The 25,563-nt window shown below is 60.1% G+C and carries 22 protein-coding genes; 10 read left to right on the top strand and 12 right to left on the bottom strand.

Annotation, left to right across the window (positions count from 1 at the left end; translation table 11 throughout):
* Positions 1-87: 87 nt before the first annotated feature.
* The 8 genes from EC912_RS03290 to EC912_RS03255 all read right to left on the bottom strand — a co-directional run bounded on the left by EC912_RS03290 (position 88) and on the right by EC912_RS03255 (position 10,195).
* Positions 88-1,299: a multidrug effflux MFS transporter gene (locus EC912_RS03290; protein WP_132141688.1), complete on the bottom strand. Its 1,212-nt coding sequence runs from the start codon at positions 1,297-1,299 to the stop codon at positions 88-90.
* A gap of 159 nt (positions 1,300-1,458) precedes the next feature.
* Positions 1,459-2,172 carry an aspartate/glutamate racemase family protein gene (locus EC912_RS03285; RefSeq protein ID WP_132141886.1) on the bottom strand — a complete coding sequence of 238 codons (714 nt, stop codon included), beginning with the start codon at positions 2,170-2,172 and terminating at the stop codon, positions 1,459-1,461.
* Positions 2,173-2,587: 415 nt separating this feature from the next.
* A complete protein-coding gene (locus EC912_RS03280; RefSeq protein ID WP_132141687.1) occupies positions 2,588-4,708 on the bottom strand; it encodes an XVIPCD domain-containing protein in 2,121 nt (706 codons plus the stop codon).
* Positions 4,709-4,710: 2 nt separating this feature from the next.
* Positions 4,711-5,310: a hypothetical protein gene (locus EC912_RS03275; RefSeq protein WP_132141686.1), complete on the bottom strand. Its 600-nt coding sequence runs from the start codon at positions 5,308-5,310 to the stop codon at positions 4,711-4,713.
* Positions 5,307-5,711, bottom strand: a complete 405-nt coding sequence (locus tag EC912_RS19835; protein ID WP_428993076.1) for a DUF4189 domain-containing protein — start codon at positions 5,709-5,711, stop codon at positions 5,307-5,309. Before EC912_RS19835 ends, EC912_RS03275 begins: the two co-directional genes overlap by 4 nt.
* A 113-nt stretch (positions 5,712-5,824) precedes the next feature.
* Complete coding sequence (locus tag EC912_RS03265; RefSeq protein WP_132141684.1) at positions 5,825-6,949, bottom strand: type IV secretion system protein; 1,125 nt, start codon at positions 6,947-6,949, stop codon at positions 5,825-5,827.
* A 221-nt stretch (positions 6,950-7,170) separates the two neighbouring features.
* Positions 7,171-8,019 carry a hypothetical protein gene (locus tag EC912_RS03260; RefSeq protein WP_132141683.1) on the bottom strand — a complete coding sequence of 283 codons (849 nt, stop codon included), beginning with the start codon at positions 8,017-8,019 and terminating at the stop codon, positions 7,171-7,173.
* Between the two features lie 70 nt (positions 8,020-8,089).
* Positions 8,090-10,195 carry a hypothetical protein gene (locus EC912_RS03255; RefSeq protein WP_165973483.1) on the bottom strand — a complete coding sequence of 702 codons (2,106 nt, stop codon included), beginning with the start codon at positions 10,193-10,195 and terminating at the stop codon, positions 8,090-8,092.
* A 250-nt stretch (positions 10,196-10,445) separates the two neighbouring features.
* On the opposite strand from EC912_RS03255, the gene EC912_RS03250 reads away from it, so the two are divergent.
* Both EC912_RS03250 and EC912_RS03245 read left to right on the top strand, forming a co-directional pair.
* Positions 10,446-10,805, top strand: coding sequence for a type II toxin-antitoxin system Phd/YefM family antitoxin (locus tag EC912_RS03250; protein ID WP_132141681.1), 360 nt, complete (start codon positions 10,446-10,448; stop codon positions 10,803-10,805).
* Entirely contained in the window at positions 10,805-11,452 is a 648-nt protein-coding gene (locus tag EC912_RS03245) for an AAA family ATPase (RefSeq protein ID WP_132141680.1), read from the top strand. Before EC912_RS03250 ends, EC912_RS03245 begins: the two co-directional genes overlap by 1 nt.
* 112 nt (positions 11,453-11,564) lie before the next feature.
* Here EC912_RS03245 and EC912_RS03240 read toward each other — a convergent pair whose 3' ends face one another.
* From EC912_RS03240 to EC912_RS03230, 3 genes are all read right to left on the bottom strand, one after another.
* Complete coding sequence (locus EC912_RS03240) at positions 11,565-12,347, bottom strand: hypothetical protein (RefSeq protein ID WP_132141679.1); 783 nt, start codon at positions 12,345-12,347, stop codon at positions 11,565-11,567.
* Positions 12,348-12,658: 311 nt separating this feature from the next.
* Positions 12,659-13,237: a hypothetical protein gene (locus tag EC912_RS03235; protein ID WP_207906750.1), complete on the bottom strand. Its 579-nt coding sequence runs from the start codon at positions 13,235-13,237 to the stop codon at positions 12,659-12,661.
* 71 nt (positions 13,238-13,308) lie between these two features.
* On the bottom strand, positions 13,309-14,235 hold the full coding sequence (locus tag EC912_RS03230; RefSeq protein ID WP_132141677.1) for a hypothetical protein: 927 nt from the start codon (positions 14,233-14,235) through the stop codon (positions 13,309-13,311).
* 572 nt (positions 14,236-14,807) lie between these two features.
* Between EC912_RS03230 and EC912_RS03225 the strand changes: the two genes are divergently transcribed.
* The 7 genes from EC912_RS03225 to EC912_RS03195 all read left to right on the top strand — a co-directional run bounded on the left by EC912_RS03225 (position 14,808) and on the right by EC912_RS03195 (position 24,085).
* The gene (locus EC912_RS03225; RefSeq protein ID WP_132141676.1) at positions 14,808-15,254 is read left to right on the top strand and encodes a hypothetical protein; all 447 of its coding nucleotides are present in this window, start codon (positions 14,808-14,810) and stop codon (positions 15,252-15,254) included.
* Positions 15,255-15,355: 101 nt separating this feature from the next.
* Positions 15,356-16,927: an oleate hydratase gene (locus EC912_RS03220; protein WP_132141675.1), complete on the top strand. Its 1,572-nt coding sequence runs from the start codon at positions 15,356-15,358 to the stop codon at positions 16,925-16,927.
* A gap of 36 nt (positions 16,928-16,963) precedes the next feature.
* Entirely contained in the window at positions 16,964-17,692 is a 729-nt protein-coding gene (locus EC912_RS03215; RefSeq protein ID WP_132141674.1) for a 4'-phosphopantetheinyl transferase family protein, read from the top strand.
* Positions 17,693-17,889: 197 nt separating this feature from the next.
* Positions 17,890-19,167 carry a Vi polysaccharide biosynthesis UDP-N-acetylglucosamine C-6 dehydrogenase TviB gene (tviB, locus tag EC912_RS03210; RefSeq protein WP_132141673.1) on the top strand — a complete coding sequence of 426 codons (1,278 nt, stop codon included), beginning with the start codon at positions 17,890-17,892 and terminating at the stop codon, positions 19,165-19,167.
* A 15-nt stretch (positions 19,168-19,182) separates the two neighbouring features.
* Positions 19,183-20,193, top strand: coding sequence for an NAD-dependent epimerase (locus EC912_RS03205; RefSeq protein WP_132141672.1), 1,011 nt, complete (start codon positions 19,183-19,185; stop codon positions 20,191-20,193).
* Between the two features lie 32 nt (positions 20,194-20,225).
* The gene (locus EC912_RS03200; RefSeq protein ID WP_132141671.1) at positions 20,226-21,884 is read left to right on the top strand and encodes a GMC oxidoreductase; all 1,659 of its coding nucleotides are present in this window, start codon (positions 20,226-20,228) and stop codon (positions 21,882-21,884) included.
* Between the two features lie 800 nt (positions 21,885-22,684).
* A complete protein-coding gene (locus EC912_RS03195; RefSeq protein ID WP_132141670.1) occupies positions 22,685-24,085 on the top strand; it encodes a TIGR03013 family XrtA/PEP-CTERM system glycosyltransferase in 1,401 nt (466 codons plus the stop codon).
* A 23-nt stretch (positions 24,086-24,108) separates the two neighbouring features.
* Here EC912_RS03195 and EC912_RS03190 read toward each other — a convergent pair whose 3' ends face one another.
* A complete protein-coding gene (locus EC912_RS03190; protein WP_132141669.1) occupies positions 24,109-24,741 on the bottom strand; it encodes a DnaJ domain-containing protein in 633 nt (210 codons plus the stop codon).
* 86 nt (positions 24,742-24,827) lie between these two features.
* Between EC912_RS03190 and EC912_RS03185 the strand changes: the two genes are divergently transcribed.
* On the top strand, positions 24,828-25,553 hold the full coding sequence (locus EC912_RS03185; protein ID WP_132141668.1) for a hypothetical protein: 726 nt from the start codon (positions 24,828-24,830) through the stop codon (positions 25,551-25,553).
* Positions 25,554-25,563: the final 10 nt, after the last annotated feature.

Raw genomic sequence — 25,563 nt, 5'->3', positions numbered from 1 at the left:
GTCGGCCGAGACGGTGATCCTATGCCTTTTACGTGTGAATGCACGGTATTGATTCAATTCGATCGGATTCAGTCGTGCCGCACGGCGTCAGTCCGTCGCCGTGCAAGTCTCCACGACAGGCTTCCGGGTACGCAGCGTAACGCGCGCAAACGTCAGCGATATCAAGGAGCACGCGGCGATACCCATCACCATCGGCAACGACGTACCGTCGATGAAACGGCCGAGTATCGCGATCACCAGCGCGCCGGTACCGAACTGCAAAGTGCCCATCAGCGCCGACGCGGTGCCTGCGATGGCGCCGTGTTCTTCCAGCGCAATCACGGCGGAGCTGGGGATAACCAGTCCGAGGAAGCCGTAACCGACCACCAGCAGACCCATCATGACGCCGAGACGATCGACACCACTTGCCGTGATCGCCGCCAGCAGCACCATGGTGACCGCATAGCCGATGACGGCTGTCCGCACCACGCGTTTCAGACCATAGCGGCCGCCGAAGCGCGCGGTGAACTGCGAGGCACCGATGAACGACACCGCGTTCACCGAGAACGCCAGGCTGTATTGCGTCGGCGTCAGTCCGTAATGGTTGATCAGCACGAACGACGAATTGGCCAGATACGCAAAGAAGCTCGCGATACCGAAAGCGCCGATGAAAACCACGCCGAGGAAATGACGATCGCCCAGCAATGTGCGATAGCCCGCCATCGCCGATGCAATGCCACTCTCCCGGCGGTGTTCGGCGGGTCGCGTTTCCTTGAGTACGGTGGCGACCATCAGCAGGCCCAGGCCCGCAGCGCCGGTCACTACCCAGAAAATGCCACGCCAGCTGGCCAGCTTGATCACCAGACTACCGGTCAACGGCGCGAGGACCGGCGATACGCTGAAGATCAGCATCAACAGCGACATCAGTCGTGCCGCATCGGTACCGGTGTGCATGTCCCGCACGATCGCACGCGGAATCACCATGCCGGCACAGGCTCCCAGGCCTTGTACGAACCGGAAGAAGATCAGCGTGTGGATATCCGGCGCCATGGCGCAACCGATGCTGCCCAGCGCGAATATGCTCAAGCCGATGTAGATCGGCCGCTTGCGACCGATCATGTCCGACAGAGGGCCGTAGATAAGCTGCCCCACGCCCATCGACATGAAGAAGACCATCAGGCTGAGCTGCACCGTGCCGACATCGGCACCAAGGCTCTTTCCGATGCTGGGCAGCGCCGGAAGATACATATCGATAGCGAACGGACCGATGGCCGACAGCAGGCCAAGAACGATCGCCGCTCTCATGAAACGGGAAGTCATGCGTTGGTGTCCGGGCGTTGGGACAGGCTGCTTGCGCGTGGCCGATGCACACGTGCTTGCTTGTCGTGGACGGGTATAGTAAACCAATCAGTACAGAAATCAACCGCTATAGATTAATGTCTGCTGACACGGTCGACCGCGCACGCAGGCATCCGGGCATCAACGTTCCGGCAAGATCAGCTCACCCGTTGCAAACCGTACTGCCGCTTCCGCATGCAAGGCGGTCGTATCGAATACGGGAATCGACACATCGTCCGCCGATAACAAAAGCATGAGTTCGGTGCAGCCGAGGATCACGCATTGGGCGCCCTGCTCGCCCAGTTCCCGGACAATTCTCTGCAACTCGCGCCGCGACGATTCCACTACGCGTCCCAGGCAGAGTTCGTCGTAGATGACCGAATGGACGATCGTCCGGTCGGCCTCGCCGGGAATGACCACATCGAGTCCGTGCCTGGTCTCCAGTCGTCCCCGGTAGAAATCCTGCTCCATCGTGAAACGCGTACCGAGCAGTCCAACCTTTTGAAATCCGGCACGGCCGATCGCGGCGGCTGTCGGATCGGCGATATGGATTAGCGGCATATCGACCGCATCTTCCACGACGGGCCAGAGTTTGTGCATGGTGTTGGTGCACAGCAAGAGGACATCCGCACCGCCGGCAGCCAGCCTGCGGGCCGCATCGGCCATATGTGTCCCCAACTCGTCCCAACGCCCTTCGTGCTGCAAGGTTTCGATGTCATGGAAGTTGACGGTCATCATCAGGCTGCGGGCATTGTTGTGACCGCCCAGCGCGGCTTTGACGCCATCGTTGATCAGACGGTAATACTCCGCCGACGACTCCCAGCTCATGCCGCCGATCAGACCGATCACTTTCATTTGCGTATCGCCGGAAGCATTCATGACGGTATCCATGGCTGGCCTGTTTTCATACCACGTTCCGCTGATGTGGGTGGTAGGGGTGCCAGGATGAAAAACCGGTGCAACAGGAACCTGGCCCGGACCGAAGTCCGCCCGGCACGCTCGCCGTAAAAAGAAGGCATAACGTAGCGCAACGCATGAAGACGTCGTTTGAGGGCGACGCAATGAGAATCGCGGCGATGACGCGTAGCATCAAACCGTTTGGAATAAAGAGACCGAATTTTCAGATTAGTCTGAGTATTCGGACGTCATGCCTCACTTCATAGCAAAGCATGCGTGGAGAGGTTCGCGGTGTTTCATCGCGATGCTTTTTGCGTCCCAGCGATACGTATGGCCAAAACCTCTCCATGGGTGAATTCATCGTCGTACCCCATTACATGGACATCGACGGACCGGAGCGGCGCATGCTGAGGCTTTGCTCCAGCACCTGCCGCTGTTCCATCTGAAGTCGCTGGAATTGCTGCATCGACTCACCCCACTGGGCACTGCTTTGTTCGACGGACTGACTGACCGCCTCGGCCACCTCCACATGGGCGCGCTGGCGAATCGCTGCGTGGGGACTGCCCTGAGAGGCAAACACGCGGGAGGCATCGGTGCTGAGGAACACCTGATCGATTTGTTGCAGCCCCCCGCGACGCGCGGCGAGGACAAGGGCGGCGGCGATATGGTCGCTGCGTTCGTCGGCGGGGCGATCCTGGGTGGCGTCGATAGTCGTCATGCCACGGCGAGCCTGCTGGTACATCGCATGATCGGGATGGGCCGGGTGGTCGAGACGGATCGCGGAGCGCGGGGTGAGTCGGGCCGACTCATCGTTGCGTAGCTGCGCCAACGTGTCATCCATCGACTTATGCAACGCACGAAACGGCGCCTCGATATCGTCATGAACGGTATCGACTCCGTGACCGATCCGTCGGCCGATGTCCTGTGCGGTGTGGACCGTGGCATCGACGCTTCGGTCGACCCGATCCGCCACGGCATCCGCGGCACGATGGACGCCTTGCTGCGCCATGTCGATGCCTTGCGTGACCTCGCGGCCGATGTGTTGCGCGCCGCGCTGTACGGCATGCTGGGCCACCTCGATACCTTCGCCGAATTCATGACCCAGATGGCGCGCATCGTTCAACGTCTTCTCGACGGTACGGTCGGCCTGCTGCACCGCGACCTCGGCGGTACGCTGTATCGTGTCGCAAGTGGCATCGATGCCGTGTGCCATTTCACGACCGACGTACTGCGCGCCGTGAACTGTCGCATGGACACCCCGCTCCACCTGCTCGGCGACGGCGTGAACCGTTCGCTGTGCGGCCTGCTGGGCAACATCGATACCTTGCGACAGCTCGCGGCCGACGTACTGTGCGCCATCGCTGGCGGTTCGGGCGACCGTGTCGGCGGCGTGTTCGACGCGCTGCCCGACCGCCGATACGGTGTGAAGCATGGCGTGATGCGCCTTATCGAGGCTTTGCCCGATGGTGTCGGTGGTGCGCTGATAGGCGTGCTCGGCCAACGACGCACTTAGCCTCATGGTTTGGGTGATAGTGGCTTGGGCGCGACCGAGGGTCATGCCGCCACGTTGCCTGATTGCCTCGACGGTGTGCATGGCGCCATCGACGTCGCCCTTCCACAGGTCCGAAGTCACTTTGCCGACCATGCCATGCAGGGTCTGCGCTTTATGGGCGGTTTCCCAAAGCGACGAGAACGTGTTTCCGCGCAGGGCATGGATGTCGGCACGAAACAGGCCGATGGCGCGGGCGTGATCGCGTGCATTCTGCTCGTTGGCCTCGGACAGGTCCGAGAGCGTGCTATCGGGCGCACTGGGCGCGAAGTTGGTAATCGTGTGCGCGGCGAAGCTGATCGGGGTGAACGGATTGCGGATACTCGTCGCGGTCGCCTGGTCGTGGTAACCCGCATCGGTCAGCCGCTGGATATCGCTATCGGTCGCGTAGTAACGCACGGAGCCGAAATGACGACTGGCCGCACTGACCACATCGGTAACGCGGACATGGTTGATGACCTGATCGCCGCCTTCGGGAATGCCGTGCTGTAGATCGACGGCACCGTAGCCGTTGAAGGTCTCGCCGCGCAGGCCGAATTCGTAGGCGGTGGCTTCGGCAAGGGCGCCGCCGAGGGAGTGGCCGGTGACGGTGATGTTGGCGCGGTCAAAAAGGTCGCCAGCTTTCTCCTTCGCATGATTCAGAACAAGGTTTGTGAATACACGGGCTTCGTCCAACTGCGCGTTATGGCCGGTGACGACCATGCCTAAGTCGACCAAGGCATCCTTGACGACACCCCTCATCGAGGTTTCGGTACCTCGATGAGCGATGACGATTTCGTTAGTACCTTCTTTTTGATATGCCGTCCCTTGGTAGCCGGTCAGAGACTCTTGCTTTGTGGCGATGACCACATAGCGAGATCCTTTAATTTGAGGACCTTTGTCTTTCTCATTATCGTTGTATCCATCCTTGCTCAAAGCGGCATACGTGAATGTTTTCTCGCTCATGGTTAGAAGGCCTCCTTGGCCGATAGCGTGATAGAAAAGAGATGGTCTTGACGATTAGGTGCTATCTGCGAGTGATGCAGCCAGCCATATTCAGTTTCTTCCACTTGGTTGCGTTTGTAATTTTCGCGATCAAAGTATGTGAGCCTCCCCTTTTTAATGGAAAATTCTTCACGAGGGATGCGCGGAGACAGAGTCAGATTATTCGTTCGAACAAATGTAATGACGGTATCGAGGGACCAATGACAGACCCCTAGGCCAAAATAGTCCTCATCGATAACGCCATCGAGATATACGTCCCCTCGATATACGTCATTGGCTATGCGTCTGAAATTGATCGCGATGCGCTTTGTTTCCGGGGGCATACGCATGGCGTTCAAAGGGGCACCTGTGACAGGTACACATGACAAGTCTTTCACTTCGTAATCCGCGAGTCCGGTAACGGCATCAAATGACCCGGGCGCATCGTTCACAGTCAGCGTAATCTCATAACGCATCTTCGGGTTCGGATTTTGTTTGACGTCCGGTGTCGTCGTTAATAGGTCGCTGACGACGAAATAAATAAGCAACGCAACGGCGAGCGATTTGATCAGCATCGTTCTCATGGTATTTGCTCGGGGAAGCTGCATGTGGTGTGGTACACGCGGCAATTGGTATCGGTCGCCTTACAGTAGGCGAGTACAGAATCGACGGCCTTATCCAGGGTCGCTTCGTTAGTTATGTTGAATGAGTTTTCACCCACGGTCATCGCTGCACACTGGTTGTCATACGCGATTGCCAGCTTGCACTTGGTCCCGCCGTTGATCTTGCAATGCGCAAGCGCTGCTTGGATTGCACGCTCTTTACTGGATTCGCCCGTGACAGAACCCAAGCTGGCCGTCGTTTCATCGGTAGCAATGGCGCCCCATCGAGAGACCCATCGCGGCGGGGGCGGCGTAGCGGGTCCAGCGCCATAGCCCGGAATCGGTGCACACCCGACGATTCCCTGTCCTGACGGCGCTGGCATGGGGTAGAACCCCGGCGCACAACCTCCCTCTGCCTTTACCGATCCGCCCAGGCAAGTCGCACCAAGGAATAGGTAAAGAAGCGTCGCGAATTTCGTCCCGAAAAGTAATGATTTCATTCGGCAAACCTTTTGATGACGTCGGCTTGTTTCGATTCCATTTGGTTTACCGAAACTGGACTATGACTGAAGCCTCTGCCCCCGGTTTCTCGCTCTGAAACTGAACTTGGCTGAGGCGGCGTATAAGACCCCACTGGCTGCCCCTGCGGCCCGGGCCGGTTCTTCGGATCGAGCGCGGAGTACGACAGGAAATGGCCGGCCGTGCCCTGAAAGAACACCGCCGCCAGCGGTGGAACCGAAATGATCAGTACCGTCAGTAGCAGACCGACCCCGCCTTGTTGCAGCGCCTGACTGGACAGACCTTCGGGGTCCGAACCGTAGATCGTATCGTTGACGAACTTCGATCCCCACATCGCCCCGGCAACGCGAAGAGACAGGCTCAGCACCATGGCGCTGACCATGTTCAATGCGGCCATCGAGAACAGCGTACCGATGCCGTACATCAGCCAGCGACGGAACAAGTCCTTGGTCTGGTCGAAGATCAGGCAGAGGATAAATGGCGGTGCCAGCCCGATAAAGATCGCGAGGGTGAACTGATAGAGAAGCAACATCACACCGGCCGCCATAGGCGGACTGGCGGTGCCGAAGCCGGCGAACAGCATGGCGTGAGCCTTCTGTACGCGGTTTTCGTCGTCGCCCTGAGGGATTTGCACCGCATCGATAGCCGCGAGCGCGACCTGCGTGTAAGCCAGATTCTGGTCGATGGCTTTGGAGGATTCCTCGTAATCGCCCGTGAACAGGTAGTTGATTTCCTTGCCCACATCGACGGTCAGGAATTCGTGCAGGTTTTCGCCGAAGATCCCCATGGTCGTGGCGGCGGTGACGATGAAGGCCGTGCGCGCCATCCGCTCGACGACATGGGCGAGGGGCTCGCGTAGCTGGCCGGTCGTCATGCGGTAGCCGAGGAGCATGACCCACAGGGTGGTCTGGACCAGGGCGATGCTGCTGACCCAGGTCATGGTCCGGCGCATCAGGTCCATGCCGGTCGTGGCGATCTGGTAGTTCAGGTAGTTGTAGATCAACTCGAAGAACAGGAAGTCGCCGAGGTTCGCCGGATCGGCGAAAGCAATGGCACCCGTCGGTACGTGAAACCCTGTGAGCAAGTCTGTTAGTGCATCCATGCGTTCCCCTGCTTCCGTGTGACCTGTCCGGCACGCGTCCTTGGATGTGATCGTCCAGCGTTGCAGCCTTGGCGCGGCCTTCAAAGCGGACACACGTACTCACCGCAAGTAGGCAACCAGCCAGCTTGCGGTGAGGTAAGCGGAGAGTGTCGTCAGGGCGGTGCCCCGGAACTACGAGACAAATCTGAAAAAACGCGAGTAATTAAAGTTGCGCCGTCGATTCAATGCGGCACGTGATACCGCGCGAACATCGCCTGCCCCGGCTCGTCGACCGCATCGTAGGTCGTGCGGTACCACGCCGTCAGCGCGTCCTCGTCCAGCACGCGGCGCACCAGCGGCAACGACTGTTCCAGGAACACTTCGAAGAACGGCATTTGCCGCAAGTGCAGGAACGTCGAATCCGTGATGTGCAGGCTTCGATAGAAACCCGCCAGCGGTTCGAGGTACTTGAACGCCAGATCGGAACGGCCCGCCTTATCCAGCGATGACAGGAAGTTGGCCTGATACTGGCCGTTGAAAATCAAACCCTCGACGGGGTCCGCACCGCGTTCCTGCGTATAGATCCGCTGGCATGTCAGGTATGCCGCTTCCGCTTCGTCGAAATGTTCGATCACCGCGGCAGTCGACGCAACGTTCAGATAGTTCTGCGAGGACGGCTCGGCTTCGGTCACCGCTACCCAGCAAGGGTAAGCCTGCGCATGCTGTCCAAGCCCTGCATGCCCGAACCCCGTCAGACGCATGGCATCGATGCGGATTTCGTCGCGAACATCCCGCACGTACGGTTCGGCAAGGTCGATCGCCTTCTGGAAATTTCCGGACTGCAATGCCTCGATAGCGGGAGCAAGTTCGACGGGTTCGGAGCTCTCGATGGAAGCACCCGGTGACTTCGTTTCCTCCGGCACCGCCGCGTCGGCGCCCGTCTCTTTCTTACCGCTCAACCGGGTTATCAGGATCAGGACAAGAACGGCAGCGACCACGAAGCCGAGCCCCGCCAGCACGGCCAGGCCGAAACCGATACGACCCGTGAGGTACACGACAAGCACAACTGCAATAACCAGCAAGATTTTCATTGATGTATCTGTTCCACGATGAAGTTTCGGGAGTGATGCGGAAGTATCTCAGGCAACTGGTTAGCGACAGTTAGTCGCGCGACTGGTCCGGAAAGCTCCCATGACTGGCCGCGTCTATAAGCGCATCGGGGATGCGCCAGTGAAGGATGCCGGACGTGGTGAGCGCCCAGAGGTCGGCACCATTCCACGAAAAAGCCAGTGCATGCAACTCTCCGCGGCCCGGCGCCGTGAGCTGCAACGATGTCTGCGACTTCGCCATGTCCCAAAGGGCGACCTTCGGGCCCGCCCGGACACCATTGGAACCCAGCGCAAGTAGCCGTCCATTCGCCGAACGCGCGGCAGCCTTCAACGTATCGGCCCGGCCTAGCAACGCGGACAGCCGCACGCTGCCGTCTTTTACGTTGACGACATGCATGCCGACAAAGCGATCGCTACGGTCCGGCTTGCCCTCGATCTTCGGCGGCATGCTGCCGTCGTCGGTCAGCGACAGCACGAAGCCTGTCGCGATCCAGCCGGCCTCCGGCGAACCCAGCGCCCTCGGTACCCAACTGGCCCCACCCGTCGCATCGTTGCTATCGGGCGTACCGAAACGCTGAGGTACCTGGAATGCGCGAAGCACATGCCCGTTGCTTGCACCCAGTTCGGCGATGCCCGACGCGTCTTCGGTCCAGAACGATGTCTGACCGCGCCACCGCACGGGCGCGATTTGCGTATTGCCCTTCATCGGTACGTCCATCATGACCTGGCGGGCGGATTTGAGCGTGGGCTGGAACGACCACGCACCGCCATCGGCCGGCGGCTTTCCGGTGGGCTGGAATGCTTCGAATCGCTGATAGCCCAGAGGGCCGGCGTCCTTCGTCGCATAGCTGTGATCGAAGTAAACGGGCCACTGTCCGTCGCTAAGTTCCCAGGGCTGATATTTGATCGCGTCGCGCGCACCGACCTGATTCACTTTATACGTGCTGACCTTCTGTGAAGCGACGTCGTAAGCATAGAACGTGAAGTCGCCGGTGTTCGCCGGCGAACTGGAGAACCACACGGTATGCCCATCCGCGCTTAGCACGAGCTGTCTCGGAATATCTTTGTTCTGCCAGACGAGAGTTTCCTTCCACTGCCCATCCTGCCAATACAGTCGCCACACTCCCGACGAGAAAACGCCGCCGCCCAGCACTTCGACGCTTAGCAAGAGATCGCCACCGGGTAGTGCAATCAGGTCCTGCGCATAACTGATGGCACTCGACTGCGCATTCGCGATGGCTGCCCAGGGTATGGATTCCGCTTCGATCGGCAGCCGTCCCGCCTGCGGAGGAACAAGCGTCATTGTGGGGACGCCGGACTTCGTCTTGACGGGAACCATCCAGAACGACGGCCTCGACGCCACCTGTACAGCCGCCCCCGGATTCGCCGACGCAAGTACGGCATGCACGGCCTCGAAGAGTGGAGCCGGCACGACGCCATAGGTCACCTTGCCCTGCACCGGTGAACTCAGCACAGTGCGCTGCGCCTGCTGTTTGGCGTAATCGGGATTCGGGAAGGTATCCGCGCGAGATATCCGCACCACGGTGGCGGCATGCCCGAAGATAGCGGAGACGTCGAAGACATGGACGACCAGTTCGCTGCCGCTTCTGCGTAGCAAGCCGTAGCTGCGATCCTGCGTTGCGTAATATTCCGGATAGGTCACGCGATAAGCATCGACTGATTGACGATACTGCGGCGCGGATGTCGTCACGGCACGCGCCGCGTCCATACGCCGCTCGACTTCTTCGGCGGTGAGTACGCCTTCTTTTAGCGCCAGTGTGAGCTTCGGCAGATCGGAACGTTTTGCCAGCGCATCGCGCAAGTCGGCACGCCGGGACAGCAATACCTCGTCCCAGGCATCGGGCAGATCCGCCAGCGACCTGTTTTCGGTACTGACGTCGAAATCGCCAAAACCCTTCAGTGCCGTATCTACCGCTTTCCGGGCTTTATCGAAAGGCACGTCGGCAAGCAGCCAGGCCTCGGTGGCAGCTTCCGTGGATCGGGCGTCGTTCCATACGACGATCCGGTCCTTCAGGTTCACCGCCACCAGATCGGGGTCGGAAACGCTGGCCGCGGGAACCGTTTTCCATGCCGAACTCACCGGCGCCGCATCCTGTGCGGGCGCGACGGGCCCCCACGTGACCATGGCGGCGGCCATAACGCCCGTTAATACCCCTGAAAAACTCAGATTCATCTCGGCATCCCCTCGTCCATGCGATCCGTTCCGACTCAGAAGGAAGCCATCTGACAGTCTGGTTTACGGATCTGAATGGCCATATTAACCATATTGGATAAAAAGAGCGTTTTGGCGTAATCTCGCCTCCAGAGCCTGGACGGATGCCCAGGCCGGTTCGCCGCCCGGCGTCGCTCCCAAGGATCCGGCACCCGGGCACATGTAAGGTGCTCTCATGTCCCAGACCATTGCGCTTCCCGGCCTCCACGGCCAGACCGCGAACCTCGAATCGCTCCCCAGCACCGAAGCCAAGAACGGCTTCGCGCAGTTGCTCGAACGCGTAACGCGCAGTGCCCGGCCGGTCGTGATTACACGCAACGCACGGCCAGCGGCGGTGATGTTGTCGGTCGAAGAATACGCGCGGCTGGTCCAGGCCGCTCCCGATCCCCTCGCCCCCTTGCAGGCCGATTTCGATCGCCTGGTAGCCGGCATGCGTACACTCCGTGCACAGGCCAGCGTGGATGCGCTGTTCGGCGCCACAACGGAACAACTCGGAGCCGCAGCGGCTCGCGCGGCAGGTAAAGGCAAGCATTGATGCCACGCATCACGGTGCTGGCCGGCACCAACGGCGCCGGCAAAAGCAGCATCGCCGGCGCCATGCTTCGTGAAGAGGGCGGCGAATACTTCAACCCCGACGAACAGACGCGCGCCATTCTCGAAGCCCACCCCGGCATGGAACAGGGCGAAGCCAATGCGCTCGCCTGGCAGGAAAGCGTGCGTCGTCTTGAAGATGCGATCGCGACCCGCAAGGACTATGTCTTCGAAACCACGCTGGGCGGCTCCACCGTTACCGGCCTGCTGCTCGAAGCCGCCGACGCGGGATTCGAGGTCAACCTCTGGTACTGCGGCCTCGACAGTCCCGAGAGACATCTGGAACGTATCCGCAGTCGCGTAGGCGCCGGCGGTCACGACATCCCCGAAGAAAAAGTACGGCAGAGATACAACGCCAGCCGCCAGAATCTCGCGCGCCTCATTCCCCGGCTGCATACGCTGCTGGCATACGACAACAGTGTCGATGCCGATCCGAAGACAGGTCACGTCCCTGCCCCATGGCTGGTCCTCGCATTGCACGAAGGCGCGGTCTCTTTCCCGCGAACCGCGGACGATATCGCGCGGACGCCTGCGTGGGCCCAGCCGCTGGTCGCGCGGGCGTATCAACGCGTCGCGCAACGGAAAGAATGAAAAGACCTGGATATGCTCGCAACGACGCTATCAAGGTCAGCCACTGACCGGCGCTTGAGGTCGTAGTGCTCGACGCTACCAACCCTGCACGACATCACACATCTGCAAAGGACTAAGGGCATCCATCCTTGCATCCCGACCGGCATATCTGAGTCACCTTCCCTTTTGAAAGGCAGATAGAACGATCCGAGAAAGTGCTGCCGTACGAAGTGGTGGGGAGTGCGTGCGGCACGGCGCTTCGTATATCAGCAGCTCTGCGCCCCACAGTAGTCCTGTAGTTTTTCAGAACCTCATCGCTAGTTGCCCACTCGGAAATCACTCCATGCTCGTCTTGAGTATCGAATGGATAAGCCAGTAGCGCCGCAACTTCTTTGGCATCCCCTTTCAAGATTGCACGCTGAAGGTGAAATGCCGTCAGCTCATTCTGTTGCCGCTCTTCGTCATACCTACGATCGAGCCACAAATCGCGACCTAGCACGACCTGCTCAGGCGTACTTGCCGGACCGACTGCCCGCACACCTATCAGGTACTCGCAATCATAGGGAGAAAGATCTTTTACGCCGGGGAATGTCCCTGCAGGGACCTCGAACCTCAAGTCGAAATGACCTGTGCGGTTGTCCGACTCGTCGTACTCGTCAAGCTCAACCCCATTTTTCAAAGCATCCAAAGTACCCCGAAGCGCGAGCGTTCCCTCTTTGTCGTTATAACCGTAGAACCCACTCACGTGGGTGGAATCATCAGCCCAGAGGGCAACTCGAACTTGACGGCTTCCGAGCTCACCTACGTAAACCACTGGCATTAACGGCTTCCCAACTTTTGTTGCAAAGTCGACGCAGGCGGCGTCAGCACGCCCCGCAGAAAAAAAGTTAAGGAGAGAGGCGATAAGGATAAACATCCAAAAGCTCAGTGCCTGCTTTTGGAAAAGGTAAATTCTAGGCATACGAACCACGTGGCTCGTTGCGCGTACTAATAATGTCGCGAGCTCCCTACATATAGTCATGTTTTGTCCCTTGTTCAGTTTTCTGGCCCCGTCTGAACTTCACACTTAGGTCGTAACCTGTCTCTAAGCAACCACCTCGTGCCCCATCGATTGCACCACCATGCCACTTGTGACGATGGCGGCTATTTTCTTTGCCCATAAATGCCCCTAAATAGACATTAGCGAGAATGATGCTCACCATTCGGGGCTGGCAAAGCGTACGGCGGTCACCGCGCATGCCTCACATCCCACTTTGATTGGTAGCTCTCAGGGAAACGACTTCTTTGCCAGTGTGTAGGCGCAATACCTGCATCCGCCTGCTCCATCGCCATGAGGTGGAGGAAATTACGCACCCGCAACCGCAAGACGTCATCGACTGTATTAGGAAATTCGGGATCGAAACTGAAGTCTTGTCCGTTAGTGTGATAGTAGAACTCGCAGAAATGGATCAGTCGTGCACGTGGAAAAACATCTTTCAGAAAGAGATTTTTACTCAAACCGGAGAGGTAGCTCGCCCCTCCATTGGCTTGCTTTATCTTCTGTATGAGATCGTTTTTTGAAGTAAAAGTGCCAGAGAATATTTTCTCCAATGCCAGTACACGATTGGCCTTAGTAATGCCAATCAGTTGCAAATAAGACGCGGCGAATCTTTTGATCGATAGATTAATTCCCACGCTGACAGTAGCTATACCTTTACTGTCGATATACGGGACAGAGACTGCCCCTTCGACACCGTCCATGCTAAGAAACTTCCGAACAATGTCGGAAAGCGACGCACCGTTTAATCCAGACAGACTCATACTCATAGTGAACTCTTATTCTTTGTATATGAGACGCTCGTCAACGGCAATCCCAGTTTATTATTCCATCGCCAGCGCTACTTTCGAATAGTTAGATCGCAAGCGTCATAGGACATGAGCGATGCATTGACGTGCCCATATGGGGTATCACTTGCAGGCATAATTCTGAACTTCAGCAAGGAAACAATCTGAACGGGAGGATCAGATCCAATCGCGAGCCATTTGTGCCCTACCTGGAGCTGTACGGGTATCGTTCTCTTCCAAAGTGCGATCTGTCCGCCGACATAAGGCGGTGAAGACACCGGTAACGCTTCGCTCATCGCGCGATCCATGAATGCACCGAAGAACGGCACACCCACAGAGTTGAGATATGCCTCTTTCGAGATGCTTCCATCAGCACGGGACACTTCATCGAATTTCGACATTGAGCAGTGTTTTATGTCCATCTGCGCGAACGTCAGTGGTCTTTCAGCGCCTTCGATAGTCAGACGGGCACTGGAAAACTCAACATTGCCTTCCGCATCTGCAACACGAATGGCCGCTAGTAAATTATTCCATTGCGACTGACCGGGCTGCGTTAGGCGGCCCCGATTCCCCTCGAGCAATCGAAGGTACATGGATGCGGCATCGTTGACAGCTAACGGCTCCCATCGAGGAAAGGTAAACCCTGTAGTTTTGTCCGCAGACAGCCTCACAAAACGAAAATCGCAAAGATCCTCGTCGCCCATTTTTTGAATACCGGCGGCCTTGACCATATTGAGGAAGGCAGCGCAGAGCTCCCGATCGTCATTTTGGTGCACATGGATGGTAGCCACTCTTGCAGCAGCGGTCGTTGCGAATGCAATGCCTAGCGCAAGCAATGTGCCTCGCGCAAAGTGACGAAATCCGATAGAGCGCCTTTCGTCGCTTCGAAACTTTTCATCTGGGGTCATCGTTTTCTGCTCACAAAAATCCATAAAATTGTCGGTAACGATGCCCACCGTTTCGAAGCCAACGAAGCGCACGGCGACCGCCGCGCTTCTCGTAGCAGCTCGGTATAGTTCCCTGAGCATTCGTTTTCAGGCAGGAGAATGACGCGTCATCTACCCAAAAGCATTGGCCAACCTAAGCCTTTCAAAGAAAAATGGCCTATTGAAATCGTGAGTTGAACGATCCCTGTGCCGCATAAAGCGGCGACTCTGACCAACACGCTGATCCCCTGTCTGTTGCCCGAATTGCTCGGGCTGTAGCTATTGCTGCATAAGCAACAATTCAACGTCAACCAGCAAGTTATTACGAACAGGACTCCCTGCTAGCCGCGGCACTTAGTGCTCGCAACCGAGCAGCCTTGCAACAGCCACCCCGTAAACCGCAGCCATTCCGGCACGCGAGCGCACGATCGTCCAAACCGCGCTTCGCCTCGCTCAGATAACGGTGCTTCCGCTGCCAACGCTAGCTACTCGACGCTACCAACCCGGCGCGACATGACACATCAATAGTCATGCAACCGCGACACTAAGTATCGGACGATGAGGGGAGGTGCCAATTGTGCGGATGCGCGAAGCACCCATGCGATGAAACGAGAAGGAGAACCCCGATGCGAAATGCGCCTTCAACGAGGCCCAGCGAAATCGATCCGCCCAAGGTGGGGCTTTGGGCTCCCGGCGTCTACAAAATTACTGCGATAGCAATCTTCTTGATGGGCGCCACGCTTCACCCGCTCAACGTCGTTATTGGCCCCGACCGTTTCCTCGCCGAAGTTTTCTCGCCTGGCGTGGACGGTATTTTTGCGCTGATGATGATCGTGGGCGCGGTGACCGGTTGGATGTCACTCAAGCACCTGACAAGCCACGGATTTATTCGCGTGTTCTACTGGATTGCGCTGCTTATGATCACGGTCAGCATCCCAATCCACGTGCGCTCGGTGATCTTGTGGAGCACAGCGTGGGTGCATGCTTTCCCAAAACACATGAGCCATGTGGAAGCTCCGATGTTTCTGGTCTTTGCATACGGAGTGACGCAGTTTCGCTTCACCCGCTCGTAGCGTCGATGCTCCGACAATCTACACATAGCCTTCACGCCTGTTTGCGGATGAAGTTGCCTTTCGCAAGCACCTCCATGCATTTCTCACCAGGCAGGTAGTCCATGGGCAAATACTATTTCGTAGGAAGCGGCATCGCATCACTGGCCGGGGCGGCGGTTCTGATCCGCGATGGCGGCGTTTCAGGCAAGGACATCGTGATTCTTGAAGAATCGCACGAGTTCGGTGGTGCGTTCGACGCGCACGGCAATGCCGATACCGGTTACTACATGAGTGGAAGCCGGATGTTCGAAGCGATGTACCAGTGTACGTTCGACCTGCTGGCATCGATTCCTTCTGTGAGCAATCCCAACATTTCGATCAAGGAAGAAACCGATCTCTCCAATAAGGCGACACCCTGGTACAACAAGGCACGCCTCGTGGACCGCGATGGCAAGATTCCAGATTTCCACAGCATGGGTTTTACCGAGAAGGACCGGATAGACCTGGTCAGGATCATGGCCGAGCCGGAGGGAATGCTCGATTCAAAACGCATCGCCGACTGCTTCGAAGAGCACTTCTTCCAGACCAACTTCTGGTTCGAATGGTGCACCCTGTTCGCCTTCGAGCGCTGGCACAGCGCGATCGAGTTCAAGCGCTATCTGCAACGATTCGTGCATCACTTCTCCACCATCGATACACAGGAAAACATCTACCGCAGCCTGTACAACCAGTACGACAGCTTCGCCGTACCGCTGGTGCGCTGGCTGAAGGATCGGCAGGTGGCTTTTCGTTATGGCGTGCGCGTCGAGGATCTGCATTTCAAATCGGGAACGGACGCGATCACCGTTACCGGCATCGAATACCGGGAACAGGGTGCCGCCGGACATATCGATATTGGCGATGGCGACAAGGTGTTCGTCACCAACGGATCGATGACGGCCGACAAAGTGTTCGGATCGATGACGCAAGCGCCGGTCATGGACCGCGGCAACAAAGCGGGTGCGTGGCGTCTGTGGGAAACGCTGGCCGAAGGCCGGCCGCATTTCGGCAACCCTGCGGCGTTCAACGGCAACATCGCCGAATCGTCCTGGATTTCGTACACCGTCACCGTCAAGGACCCGCTGTTCTTCGAGCTGATGGAAAAATTCAGCGGAAGCAAACCCGGTACCGGCGGACTGATTACCTTCAAAGATTCAAACTGGCTGATCACGATTTCCATCTATCACCAGCCATTCTTCCCGAACCAGCCGGAAGGCACGTTTGTCTGGTGGGGCTACGGTCTGTTCCACGACCGTCCCGGCGACTACGTCAAAAAGCCCATGGCCGAGTGCAACGGTGCTGAAATCCTGCAGGAAGTGCTGGGGCATCTGCACTTCAGTCAGCAGGACAAGGACGCCATCCTCGCCAGTTCCAACTGCATCCCCTGCACCATGCCCTATATCACCAGTCAGTTCATGGTGCGCAAGGCCGGCGACCGGCCCGAAGTCGTTCCGCAGGGATCGACCAACCTCGCGTTCATGGGTCAGTACGCCGAGCAACCCGATGACGTGGTGTTTACGGTGGAGTATTCCGTGCGCAGTGCGATGAGTGCGGTTTACACCTTGCTGAAACTGGATAAGAAACCGCCGGCGGTCTACAAGGGGCTACACAGCCCCAGGGTCATTGTCGACGCGATCCGCACCCTGCATCGCTGAGCATCCTGCCGTCGCCGGTAGGGTACGCTTCCCCCCATGGACACCCTGCCCGGATGCGTCGACCTCTGGCTCGCCGACGATGAACGCATCGTCGGCGAGCCCGTTCTCGATCGTTTTCGCGCGATGCTCGACGCCGACGAGGCGGCCAAACAGCAACGCTTCGTCCAGGCACGACACCGCCATCAATACCTCATCGCCCACGGCATGCTGCGTACCGTGCTGGCCGGTTACCTGAACGTCGACCCCGGAACACTACGATTCGGCACGAACAAATTCGGCAAACCTTCGCTGCTCGACCCGCCTCGCCCGCTGGCATTCAATCTGTCGCATACCGACGGTCTGATCGTCCTCGCCGTCGCAGAAAGCGGCCGGCTGGGGGTCGACGTCGAAGCGCCCGCGCGGGTCATGGACAGCATGGACCTCGCGAACGCCCACTTCTCGGCCGCCGAAATAGAGAGCCTGCGCCGCGTGCCGGAAGCCGGGCGTACCGCCCGCTTCATCGACCTGTGGACGCTGAAGGAGGCCTATGTGAAGGGGCGTGGCGAAGGCCTGTCCGTTCCACTCGCCGGCTTTTCCTTTGCGGTCGACGGCGAGGACATCGTTTTCCAGGGCCCGGCCGACGACCGGCGCGCGTGGCGTTTCTGGCGCGAACGTCCCGCCACCGGTCATACCGTTGCCATCGCATGGCTGACCGACGCTTCCAGCGTCGCCGGACCACGCCTGTATGACTTCACGACGCTCGCGGCATCCTGTCCACCCAGCTAACGGCATCGTCCTTCTGGCTAGAGGGGCAAGCACCCGGTGTCCTGTTAGGCTGTTTTCGCCGGCTATCGGGGAATCACGGCATGTCGCCATCGTACGTTCGAGACTCGTCGAATGCCCCACCTGGCGGCAGTCGGTATTCGCGGACGCCGGTCACGCGCAGTGAACCCGGACGCCACCCAAGCGGACAGGATCATCGTATGCGGAATCTGGAAAGCACGCGGCTTGCCGTCGTCGGTCTGGGCTATGTCGGCCTGCCTCTGGCCGTGGAGTTCGGCAAGCGTTATGACACCGTCGGATTCGACATCAACGCCACGCGCATCGCGGAACTCCGTGCCGGCGTCGACAATACGCTGGAAGTCGACGCCCACGAACTGGGCGAAGCCCATCGCCTGAAGTTTTCGGCGGAACTGGACGACATTCACGAGTGCAACGTATTCATCGTCACGGTACCCACGCCCATCGACAGCGCGAAGCGGCCGGACCTGACGCCGCTGATCCGCGCCAGCGAACTGATCGGTCACGTACTGAAGCCCGGCGACGTCGTGATTTATGAGTCGACGGTGTATCCGGGCTGCACGGAAGAAGTCTGCGTGCCGATCCTGGAAAAGTCATCGGGACTCACCTTCAATCGCGATTTCTTCGCCGGCTACAGCCCCGAACGAATCAATCCCGGCGACAAGGCGCACCGGGTGACCAGCATTCTCAAGGTCACCTCCGGTTCCACGCCCGAAGCGGCGGACTTCGTCGATAGCCTGTATGCCTCCGTAATTACCGCGGGTACGCACAAGGCTAGTTGCCTGAAGGTGGCCGAGGCCGCCAAGGTGATCGAGAACACGCAGCGCGACCTCAATATCGCCCTGGTCAACGATCTGGCCATCCTGTTCAACAAACTCGGCATCGACACGCTGGAAGTACTGCAGGCCGCTGGAACGAAATGGAATTTCCTGCCATTCCGGCCCGGTCTGGTAGGCGGTCACTGCATTGGCGTCGATCCCTATTACCTGACGCACAAGGCGGCCGAAGTCGGTCACCACCCCGATGTCATCCTGGCGGGACGGCGCACCAATGACGGCATGGGGCCGTACATCGCCAACGAAGTCATTCGTCTGATGGTGCATAAAGGCATCAATCCCGTACGTGCACGGGTATTGGTGCTTGGCCTGGCCTTCAAGGAAAACTGTCCCGACCTGCGCAATACGCGTGTCGTGGACATCCTGCACGCCTTGCAGAGTTACAACGCCCAGGTCGACATCCACGATCCGTGGGTGAACGGCGCCGAGGCGCGTCACGAATATGGCATCGACCCGATCGTGGAACCGCGTACGGGACAATACGACGCAGTGATCGTCGCGGTGGGCCACCGGGAATTCGTCGAGCTGGGCGCGGTCGGTATCCGTGCGTTCGGCAAGCCGGAATCGGTGATCTACGACGTGAAGTACGTGCTTCCACGGGATGCCGTCGATGGACGTTTATAAACGAGTCGGCCGGTCATGAAAGTCCTGGTCACCGGTACGGCCGGATTCATCGGCTCGTATGTGGCGCAGCGGTTGCTGGCGCGCGGCGACGAGGTCATCGGCCTGGACAATCTCAACGATTACTACGACGTCACGCTGAAAAAAGCGCGTCTGGCGCAGTTCGCGGAACATCCGGCCTATACGCATATCCATGCCGATCTGTCCGATCGCACGGCCATGGAGGCGGCGTTCGACACGCATAAGCCGCAACGGGTGGTGCACCTCGCCGCTCAGGCCGGCGTGCGCTATGCCGCCGAAAACCCGCACGTCTATGTATCGAGCAACATCACCGGCTTTCTGCACATCCTCGAAGGCTGCCGCCACCACGATGTGGAGCATCTGGTTTTCGCCTCCACCAGTTCGGTCTACGGCGCCAATACGCTGCTTCCGTTCTCCGAGCACGAACCGACCGAACATCCGCTCACGCTATATGCCGCGTCGAAAAAAGCGAACGAACAGATGGCGCACAGCTACGCCCACCTGTACGGCCTGCGCTGTACGGGTCTGCGTTTCTTCACCGTCTATGGCCCCTGGGGCCGACCCGACATGGCACTGTTCCTGTTCACCCGCGCGATCCTCGCGGACGAGCCGATTCCCGTCTTCAATCATGGACACCACAAGCGCAGCTTTACCTATGTCGACGACATCGCCGAAGGCGTCGTGCGCTCGCTCGATCACCTGCCCCAGACCAATGCCGGCTGGGACGGCAAAGCGCCCGATCCGGCCAGCAGCGGCGTCGCGCCCTACCGCATCTACAACATCGGCAACGAAAAGCCGGTGGAACTCATGCATTACATCGAAGTGCTGGAGGCATGCCTCGGCCGGCGCGCCCGCCTGAACATGCTGCCCCTCCAGCCAGGCGACGTACCGGATACCGAAGCCGACGTTTCCGAACTGGTGTCGGCCGTTGGATATAGACCGAAGGTGTCAGTAGAAACCGGCGTGAAGGAATTCGTACGCTGGTATCGCGACTATTACCGGGCCTAGGCCCCGCACTGCTTAGTCATCTGGGAGGCCTCGTGATCGTCGATTATCTGGAAGAAGCGGGTCCGACCGTTTTCGACGTCGACCTGTGCGTTATCGGCGCCGGTGCCGCGGGCATCGCCATCGCGCGATCGTTCATCGGATCGGGCATCACGGTATGCGTGGTGGAAAGTGGCGGGCTCGCTGGCGAAGAGCGTACGCAGGAGCTTTATGCAGGCACCTCCATCGGCAGCCAGGCCTTCGATCCGGCCAGTTCGCGCATGCGCGTCTTCGGCGGCAGCTGCAACCTGTGGGGCGGCGGCTGCATACCGCTGGGCCAGCAGGACATGCACGCACGCGACTGGGTGCCGCATAGCGGCTGGCCGCTGTCGTACGCCGAACTCGAACCGTTCTATGTACGCGCGCGCGACTACTGCCGCATCGACCCGCACGAATTCGCGGACGGTTCATTCCTCGCACCGCTTGCCCACCAGCCCATTGCCTTCGATGCGGACAAACTCGTAAACCAGGTATTCGCGCGCAGCCCGATCCTGTTCGGCAATGCATACCGCGAAGAACTGGAACGCGCGACCAATATCACGGTGTTGCTACATGCGAACCTGCTCGAACTGAAGAGCGACGAAGGCGCCGCATCGATAAACGAGGCCGCCATCGGCACCCTCGACGGCCGGCGCGGCACCGTGCGTGCGCGTCACTATGTCCTGGCGTCGGGCGGTATCGAAAATGCGCGGCTCCTGCTGCTTTCCGATTCGGTGGCGAAAAACGGGCTCGGCAACGACCACGACCTGGTCGGCCGGTTCTTCATGGATCATCCCAGCGGCAGTCTGGGCACCGTGCACACGGATACGCCCGAGCGACTGACCCAGCCGTACGACCGCAATCTGGGAAAAGGTCCCGCACCGTCCTTCCCCGAAATAGGCCTGTCCGTGCAGGCACAACATACCCATCGGCTGTTGAGCGGACGCGTGCATCCGTTCGCCGTCGAAAGCGCCGTACCCAAGGGACTGCGTGCCCTGCGCGAACTGCGCGCGATGCTTCGATCGCGCAAACTGGACGAAAACGCGGTGCTGGAAGCCAGACTATGCGCCGCGATGAAAAACGGCCCCTCGCCCGGCGACGATACCGTCGTGCCTGTCGATGGGCTTGCGAAGCTGACGTTGCGGCTAGGCCTGGGCATGGGCGACATCGCCCAGGCCTTCGTACATAAGCTCACCGGAAAGCCGACCGTCCGCAGCAATCATGTCGAGCTCGTGGGTTACTTCGAACAGGCCCCCAATCCCGACAGCCGGATTACGCTCGGCGACGAGGTGGATGCGCTGGGTCTGCGCAAGGTGCGCATCGACTGGCGCCTGACGCCGCTGGACCGGCATACCTACCGCACCTCCGCGACACTGTTCGGCGACGAGCTGGCCAGCGCCTGCGGCGGCCGCTTCGAACTGGCTCCCTGGCTCGCCGACGACGATGCACCGCCGCGCGTACACGGTACCGCGCACCATATCGGCACGACGCGCATGTCGACCGATCCCACGAAGGGCGTCGTCGATTCCAACTGTCGCGTGCATGGGGTGGCGAATCTTCACGTTGCCGGCAGTTCGGTCTTTCCTACCGGTGGCTGGGCATTTCCCACGTTTACGATCGTCGCGCTGAGTTTGCGGCTGGCGGAGCATTTGCGGGAGTTGCTGGTGGTGGTTTAGAGGCGGGCGACCTCACACGTCTTACCGCTCTTCGGTCGAGGACAGCCGCTGCGTGGCTCATGTCACTAGCGGCTTCGGCGCCTCACGCTCGTGCGTCGCGGGAGCCGCGACCGGGTTGGCCCTTGGGGCCTTCGGCGCCGTCCCTTCGGGAGCGGGCCGTAGCGCCACTTCGCTCCGTAACCGGTCATCGCGGCCCTCGGCTAAGGCGGCCCCAAGGGCCAACCCGGCCACGGCACCGTCGGTTGCGGTTGGCTGTGGGCAGAGCGCGAGCCGAGCACGTGATGGGACGGGACTGGCATGCGGTCACCTGTCCATGCGTCGACGCCATGCTTTCCCCCACGTGACCGCCGCATCCGGAAGAGCCGTCGGCCACCACCCTCGACGCGACTTGCGGAACCGAGCGCGGCGGGCGGACCAGGCCCGCAGGGGGCGGACCTGGACGGTCCGCCGTTTTTGCTGAGGCAGGGATGCCGAATCAAAAACCCCCGCCCGCAGCGCGGGCGCGACGGGGCGCAGCCATAGAACAAAAGCCGCGCAGCGGCTCTCCCTTCCCGAGCGACGGTGAAGCCGGAGCGTCGAGGGTGGTGGCCGACGGCTCTCCCCGAAGCGTCCGAGCGCGAAAGCGATGGCGAAGCCGAGCCGCCCACACACACAGTCCGCACACACCAGCCATTCCAAACGACCTGACCATCCGGCCTACCCGTCATGACCGTTCGTGACATAGCGCCCGCCCCTTCCACGGACTAACGTCGTGCATGCCTTGGGGGAGGCGGCGAAATCAACGGCAAAGGGGTAACGGGATGCTTCGGATTCTGCGGCTGCGCATCGTGCGCTGGCTATTACTGCTCGCTCTGTGCGAACTACTCCTGTTGGCGGGATCGCTGAATGTCGCGATGTACCTGCGCTTCTTCCTGTACCCGGACGACCTCGCCGAATTCACGCGACACCTGCCGCAGCGTTCGGCGGTATTCGCCATCGTCATCTTCCTGGGCATGCTCGCGCTTGGCGAGTACCGCACGCATCTGCGCACCAACTGGCTCGGCATCGTCGCGCGGCAGGCGGTCGCTTTTGTGCTGGGCGGTATCGGGCTGGTGGTCGTGTATTACGCCATTCCGCAGGCTTATGTCGGGCGCGGCGTGCTGTCGATGGCGCTGGTGCTCGGTTTCCTCACGGTCGCCATCTTTCGCATCGCTTTCATGCGACTGGTGGAAATCGAGGCACTGAAGCGTCGCGTACTCATCCTTGGCGCCGGCGATCGCGCCGCGCAGATCCACAACCGCATGCGGCGGCGCTCCGATCGTCGCGGCTTCACCGTCGTCGGTTACCTGCGCTGCCCGAACGATCCGGTCGTCGTGCCCGAGCAACTGGTACTGACGTCCGATATGCCGCTGCACCTGATCGCCGCGCGCTACCAGGTCGACGAAATCGTGGTGGGTGTCGACGACCGGCGCGGCCGGCTTCCCATGGATGCGCTGCTCGAATGCCGGCAGGCGGGCGTCACGATCACCGACCTCACTACCTTTTTCGAGCGCGAATCCGGACGCTTGCAGCTGTCGATGCTCGATCCTTCGTGGCTGGTTTTCTCGCGAGGCTTCAACGCCACGCCGATCCATCTGCTGGGCAAGCGCTGCTTCGACCTGCTGGCCGCAGGCACGATGCTCGTGCTTTTCTGGCCGCTGATGCTGGCCGTGGCGCTGGCGATACGGCTCGAATCCGGTCGCGGCCAGCCGGTCCTCTATCTGCAGGAACGCGTCGGCGAGCACGGCAAGACATTCTGGCTGTACAAATTCCGCAGCATGCGCACCGATGCCGAATGCGATGGTGTCGCGCGCTGGGCCTGCCAGAGCGACAACCGCGTGACGCGAGTGGGCCGTATCTGCCGCAAGCTGCGTTTCGACGAACTGCCGCAGCTATGGAACGTGCTCAAAGGCGAAATGAGCATCGTCGGACCGCGCCCGGAACGTCCGCAGTTCGTGGCCGACCTTGCGACGAAGATCCGTTATTACAGCCTTCGCCATTGCCTCAAACCGGGCCTGGCGGGTTGGGCGCAACTCAGTTACCCGTACGGCGCGTCGGAAGAAGACGCGGCGGAAAAGCTCAAGTACGACCTGTTCTACGTGAAGAACCACAACCTCCTGCTCGACATGGTGATCCTGATCGAGACCGTGGAAGTCATTCTGTTCGGTCGTGGCGCACGGTAATGATCATGCCGCGCACCGGCGATTCACCTGCTCGGACGCGCGCTGGGCGTGGACAGCGTATGCATGGGCGAGCTGTACCAGTCCACCACTTTGCCATGCTCGAAACGGATCCACGACGGACCGTAGTCCCATTGATCGTCATGCATGATCATCGGCTCGCCTTCGATGGCGCGCACTTCATCCTGCGACATGCCCAGTGCGATGGTGGACACGTTGGTATGGCTGGCGGGTTTGCTCTCCACGTCTTCCGGAGCGGTACCGGTGCCACTGTCGCCCGCTGGCGCCAGCGGATCGAGCTGCCACAGAACGATGCCCACGACGAGCACGATGCCGATGAGTACCAGTCTCGCGCGGAAGCGCGGCGGCGCCGTCCTGGGTTCCGAGACGCGTTGCGGAACGACAGGCTCGTTCGCCGCGCCGCCGCGGCTGGGAGCCGCGCCGGGGAGCCGTCCATGACGACGCAGAAAGTCCATGGCGGCCCCGTACTGCGCGATCACCCGTTGCAGCTCGCCCGCGTCGACGGACGCATTTCCCGCGCGATCGGGATGCAATTGCGCGATGTGCCGGCGATACGCCTGTTTGAACTCAGCCACGTCGCAACCCGGACTGACGCCCAGTTTCTGGTAGAGGTCGAGAAAGTCGGTCTCGCTGGACAAGCCATTCCCCCGGGATGGATCGCGCGGCAAGCGTCGCTCACGCGCACGCCGACAGCAAGCGGAATCTTTCTCACGGGTACCGACTCGTGAATAGCGTCCTTGCCCTGCTCACCACCCTCGCGTTCGCGCTGCCCATGGCCGTGCCCGGCGGAGACGCCGCGCGCCCGACGCTCGGCGCGCACACGCTGCTCGGTGTGGGCGAAGGGCTTGGCGTCACGCCTGCCGTCACGCAAGCCATCGCGACGCAGCCCTCCGGAAGCTCGCTGCTGGTGCTTTACGGCGGCTATTCCGCGAATGATGCGACGCCAGTCGACAGCTACGCCAATCGCTGGAAATCCGTTGGTGGCATGCCCTATGGCAATGGCTATGGCGACCGTTTCGATGTGAAGGCCTATGTCGTCACGGCGGCGCGCGGCGGTGCGAGTCATACGGTGCGTATCGACAAGCGCGGCAATGCGCCAGGCGAAATATCCATTCCCTTTGTCGAAGTACGCAACGCCACGGTGCTCAGGGACGTCGCGAAGACCTATGCCGACCCCGCGCTCGAAGTCGTCAGCGGGAACGTCACCACCACCGGACCGGCCACGCTGGTCGCCGTCTGGTGGGGCGATGGCGGGGTCAAACGCATGACCGCCGAACCGGGCGATGGATTCGCCACGATCGATCGCTTCACCGACCTTCCCGACGAAAGCGGCGTGCAGGTTGCCGTAGCGTCCCGCGAGGTCGATGGGCCGGGTACGTACCACGTCACCTGGACGGCCGCGCCGGTCCAGGGCGCCATGCTTTTCCTGTTCGCCTTCCAGTCCCGCTGACACCAGAAGC

The sequence above is a fragment of the Luteibacter rhizovicinus genome, from assembly GCF_004342265.1.
Classification (GTDB): Bacteria; Pseudomonadota; Gammaproteobacteria; order Xanthomonadales; family Rhodanobacteraceae; genus Luteibacter; species Luteibacter rhizovicinus_B.
This window is presented reverse-complemented; position numbering and strand designations above follow the sequence as displayed.

Bases quoted from the DNA above. Each gene is read 5' to 3' on its own strand.
- EC912_RS03235 (WP_207906750.1), bottom strand. From the start codon at position 13,237: ATGAGTATGAGTCTGTCTGGATTAAACGGTGCGTCGCTTTCCGACATT.
- EC912_RS03275 (WP_132141686.1), bottom strand. From the start codon at position 5,310: ATGAGAACGATGCTGATCAAATCGCTCGCCGTTGCGTTGCTTATTTAT.
- EC912_RS03240 (WP_132141679.1), bottom strand. From the start codon at position 12,347: ATGTTTATCCTTATCGCCTCTCTCCTTAACTTTTTTTCTGCGGGGCGT.
- EC912_RS03260 (WP_132141683.1), bottom strand. From the start codon at position 8,019: ATGAAAATCTTGCTGGTTATTGCAGTTGTGCTTGTCGTGTACCTCACG.
- EC912_RS03255 (WP_165973483.1), bottom strand. From the start codon at position 10,195: ATGGCCGCCGCCATGGTCACGTGGGGGCCCGTCGCGCCCGCACAGGAT.
- EC912_RS19835 (WP_428993076.1), bottom strand. From the start codon at position 5,711: ATGCCAGCGCCGTCAGGACAGGGAATCGTCGGGTGTGCACCGATTCCG.
- EC912_RS03280 (WP_132141687.1), bottom strand. From the start codon at position 4,708: ATGAGCGAGAAAACATTCACGTATGCCGCTTTGAGCAAGGATGGATAC.
- EC912_RS03245 (WP_132141680.1), top strand. From the start codon at position 10,805: ATGCCACGCATCACGGTGCTGGCCGGCACCAACGGCGCCGGCAAAAGC.
- EC912_RS03265 (WP_132141684.1), bottom strand. From the start codon at position 6,949: ATGGATGCACTAACAGACTTGCTCACAGGGTTTCACGTACCGACGGGT.
- EC912_RS03195 (WP_132141670.1), top strand. From the start codon at position 22,685: ATGCTTCGGATTCTGCGGCTGCGCATCGTGCGCTGGCTATTACTGCTC.
- EC912_RS03220 (WP_132141675.1), top strand. From the start codon at position 15,356: ATGGGCAAATACTATTTCGTAGGAAGCGGCATCGCATCACTGGCCGGG.
- EC912_RS03250 (WP_132141681.1), top strand. From the start codon at position 10,446: ATGTCCCAGACCATTGCGCTTCCCGGCCTCCACGGCCAGACCGCGAAC.
- EC912_RS03225 (WP_132141676.1), top strand. From the start codon at position 14,808: ATGCGAAATGCGCCTTCAACGAGGCCCAGCGAAATCGATCCGCCCAAG.
- EC912_RS03215 (WP_132141674.1), top strand. From the start codon at position 16,964: ATGGACACCCTGCCCGGATGCGTCGACCTCTGGCTCGCCGACGATGAA.
- EC912_RS03285 (WP_132141886.1), bottom strand. From the start codon at position 2,172: ATGAAAGTGATCGGTCTGATCGGCGGCATGAGCTGGGAGTCGTCGGCG.
- EC912_RS03290 (WP_132141688.1), bottom strand. From the start codon at position 1,299: ATGACTTCCCGTTTCATGAGAGCGGCGATCGTTCTTGGCCTGCTGTCG.
- EC912_RS03205 (WP_132141672.1), top strand. From the start codon at position 19,183: ATGAAAGTCCTGGTCACCGGTACGGCCGGATTCATCGGCTCGTATGTG.
- tviB (WP_132141673.1), top strand. From the start codon at position 17,890: ATGCGGAATCTGGAAAGCACGCGGCTTGCCGTCGTCGGTCTGGGCTAT.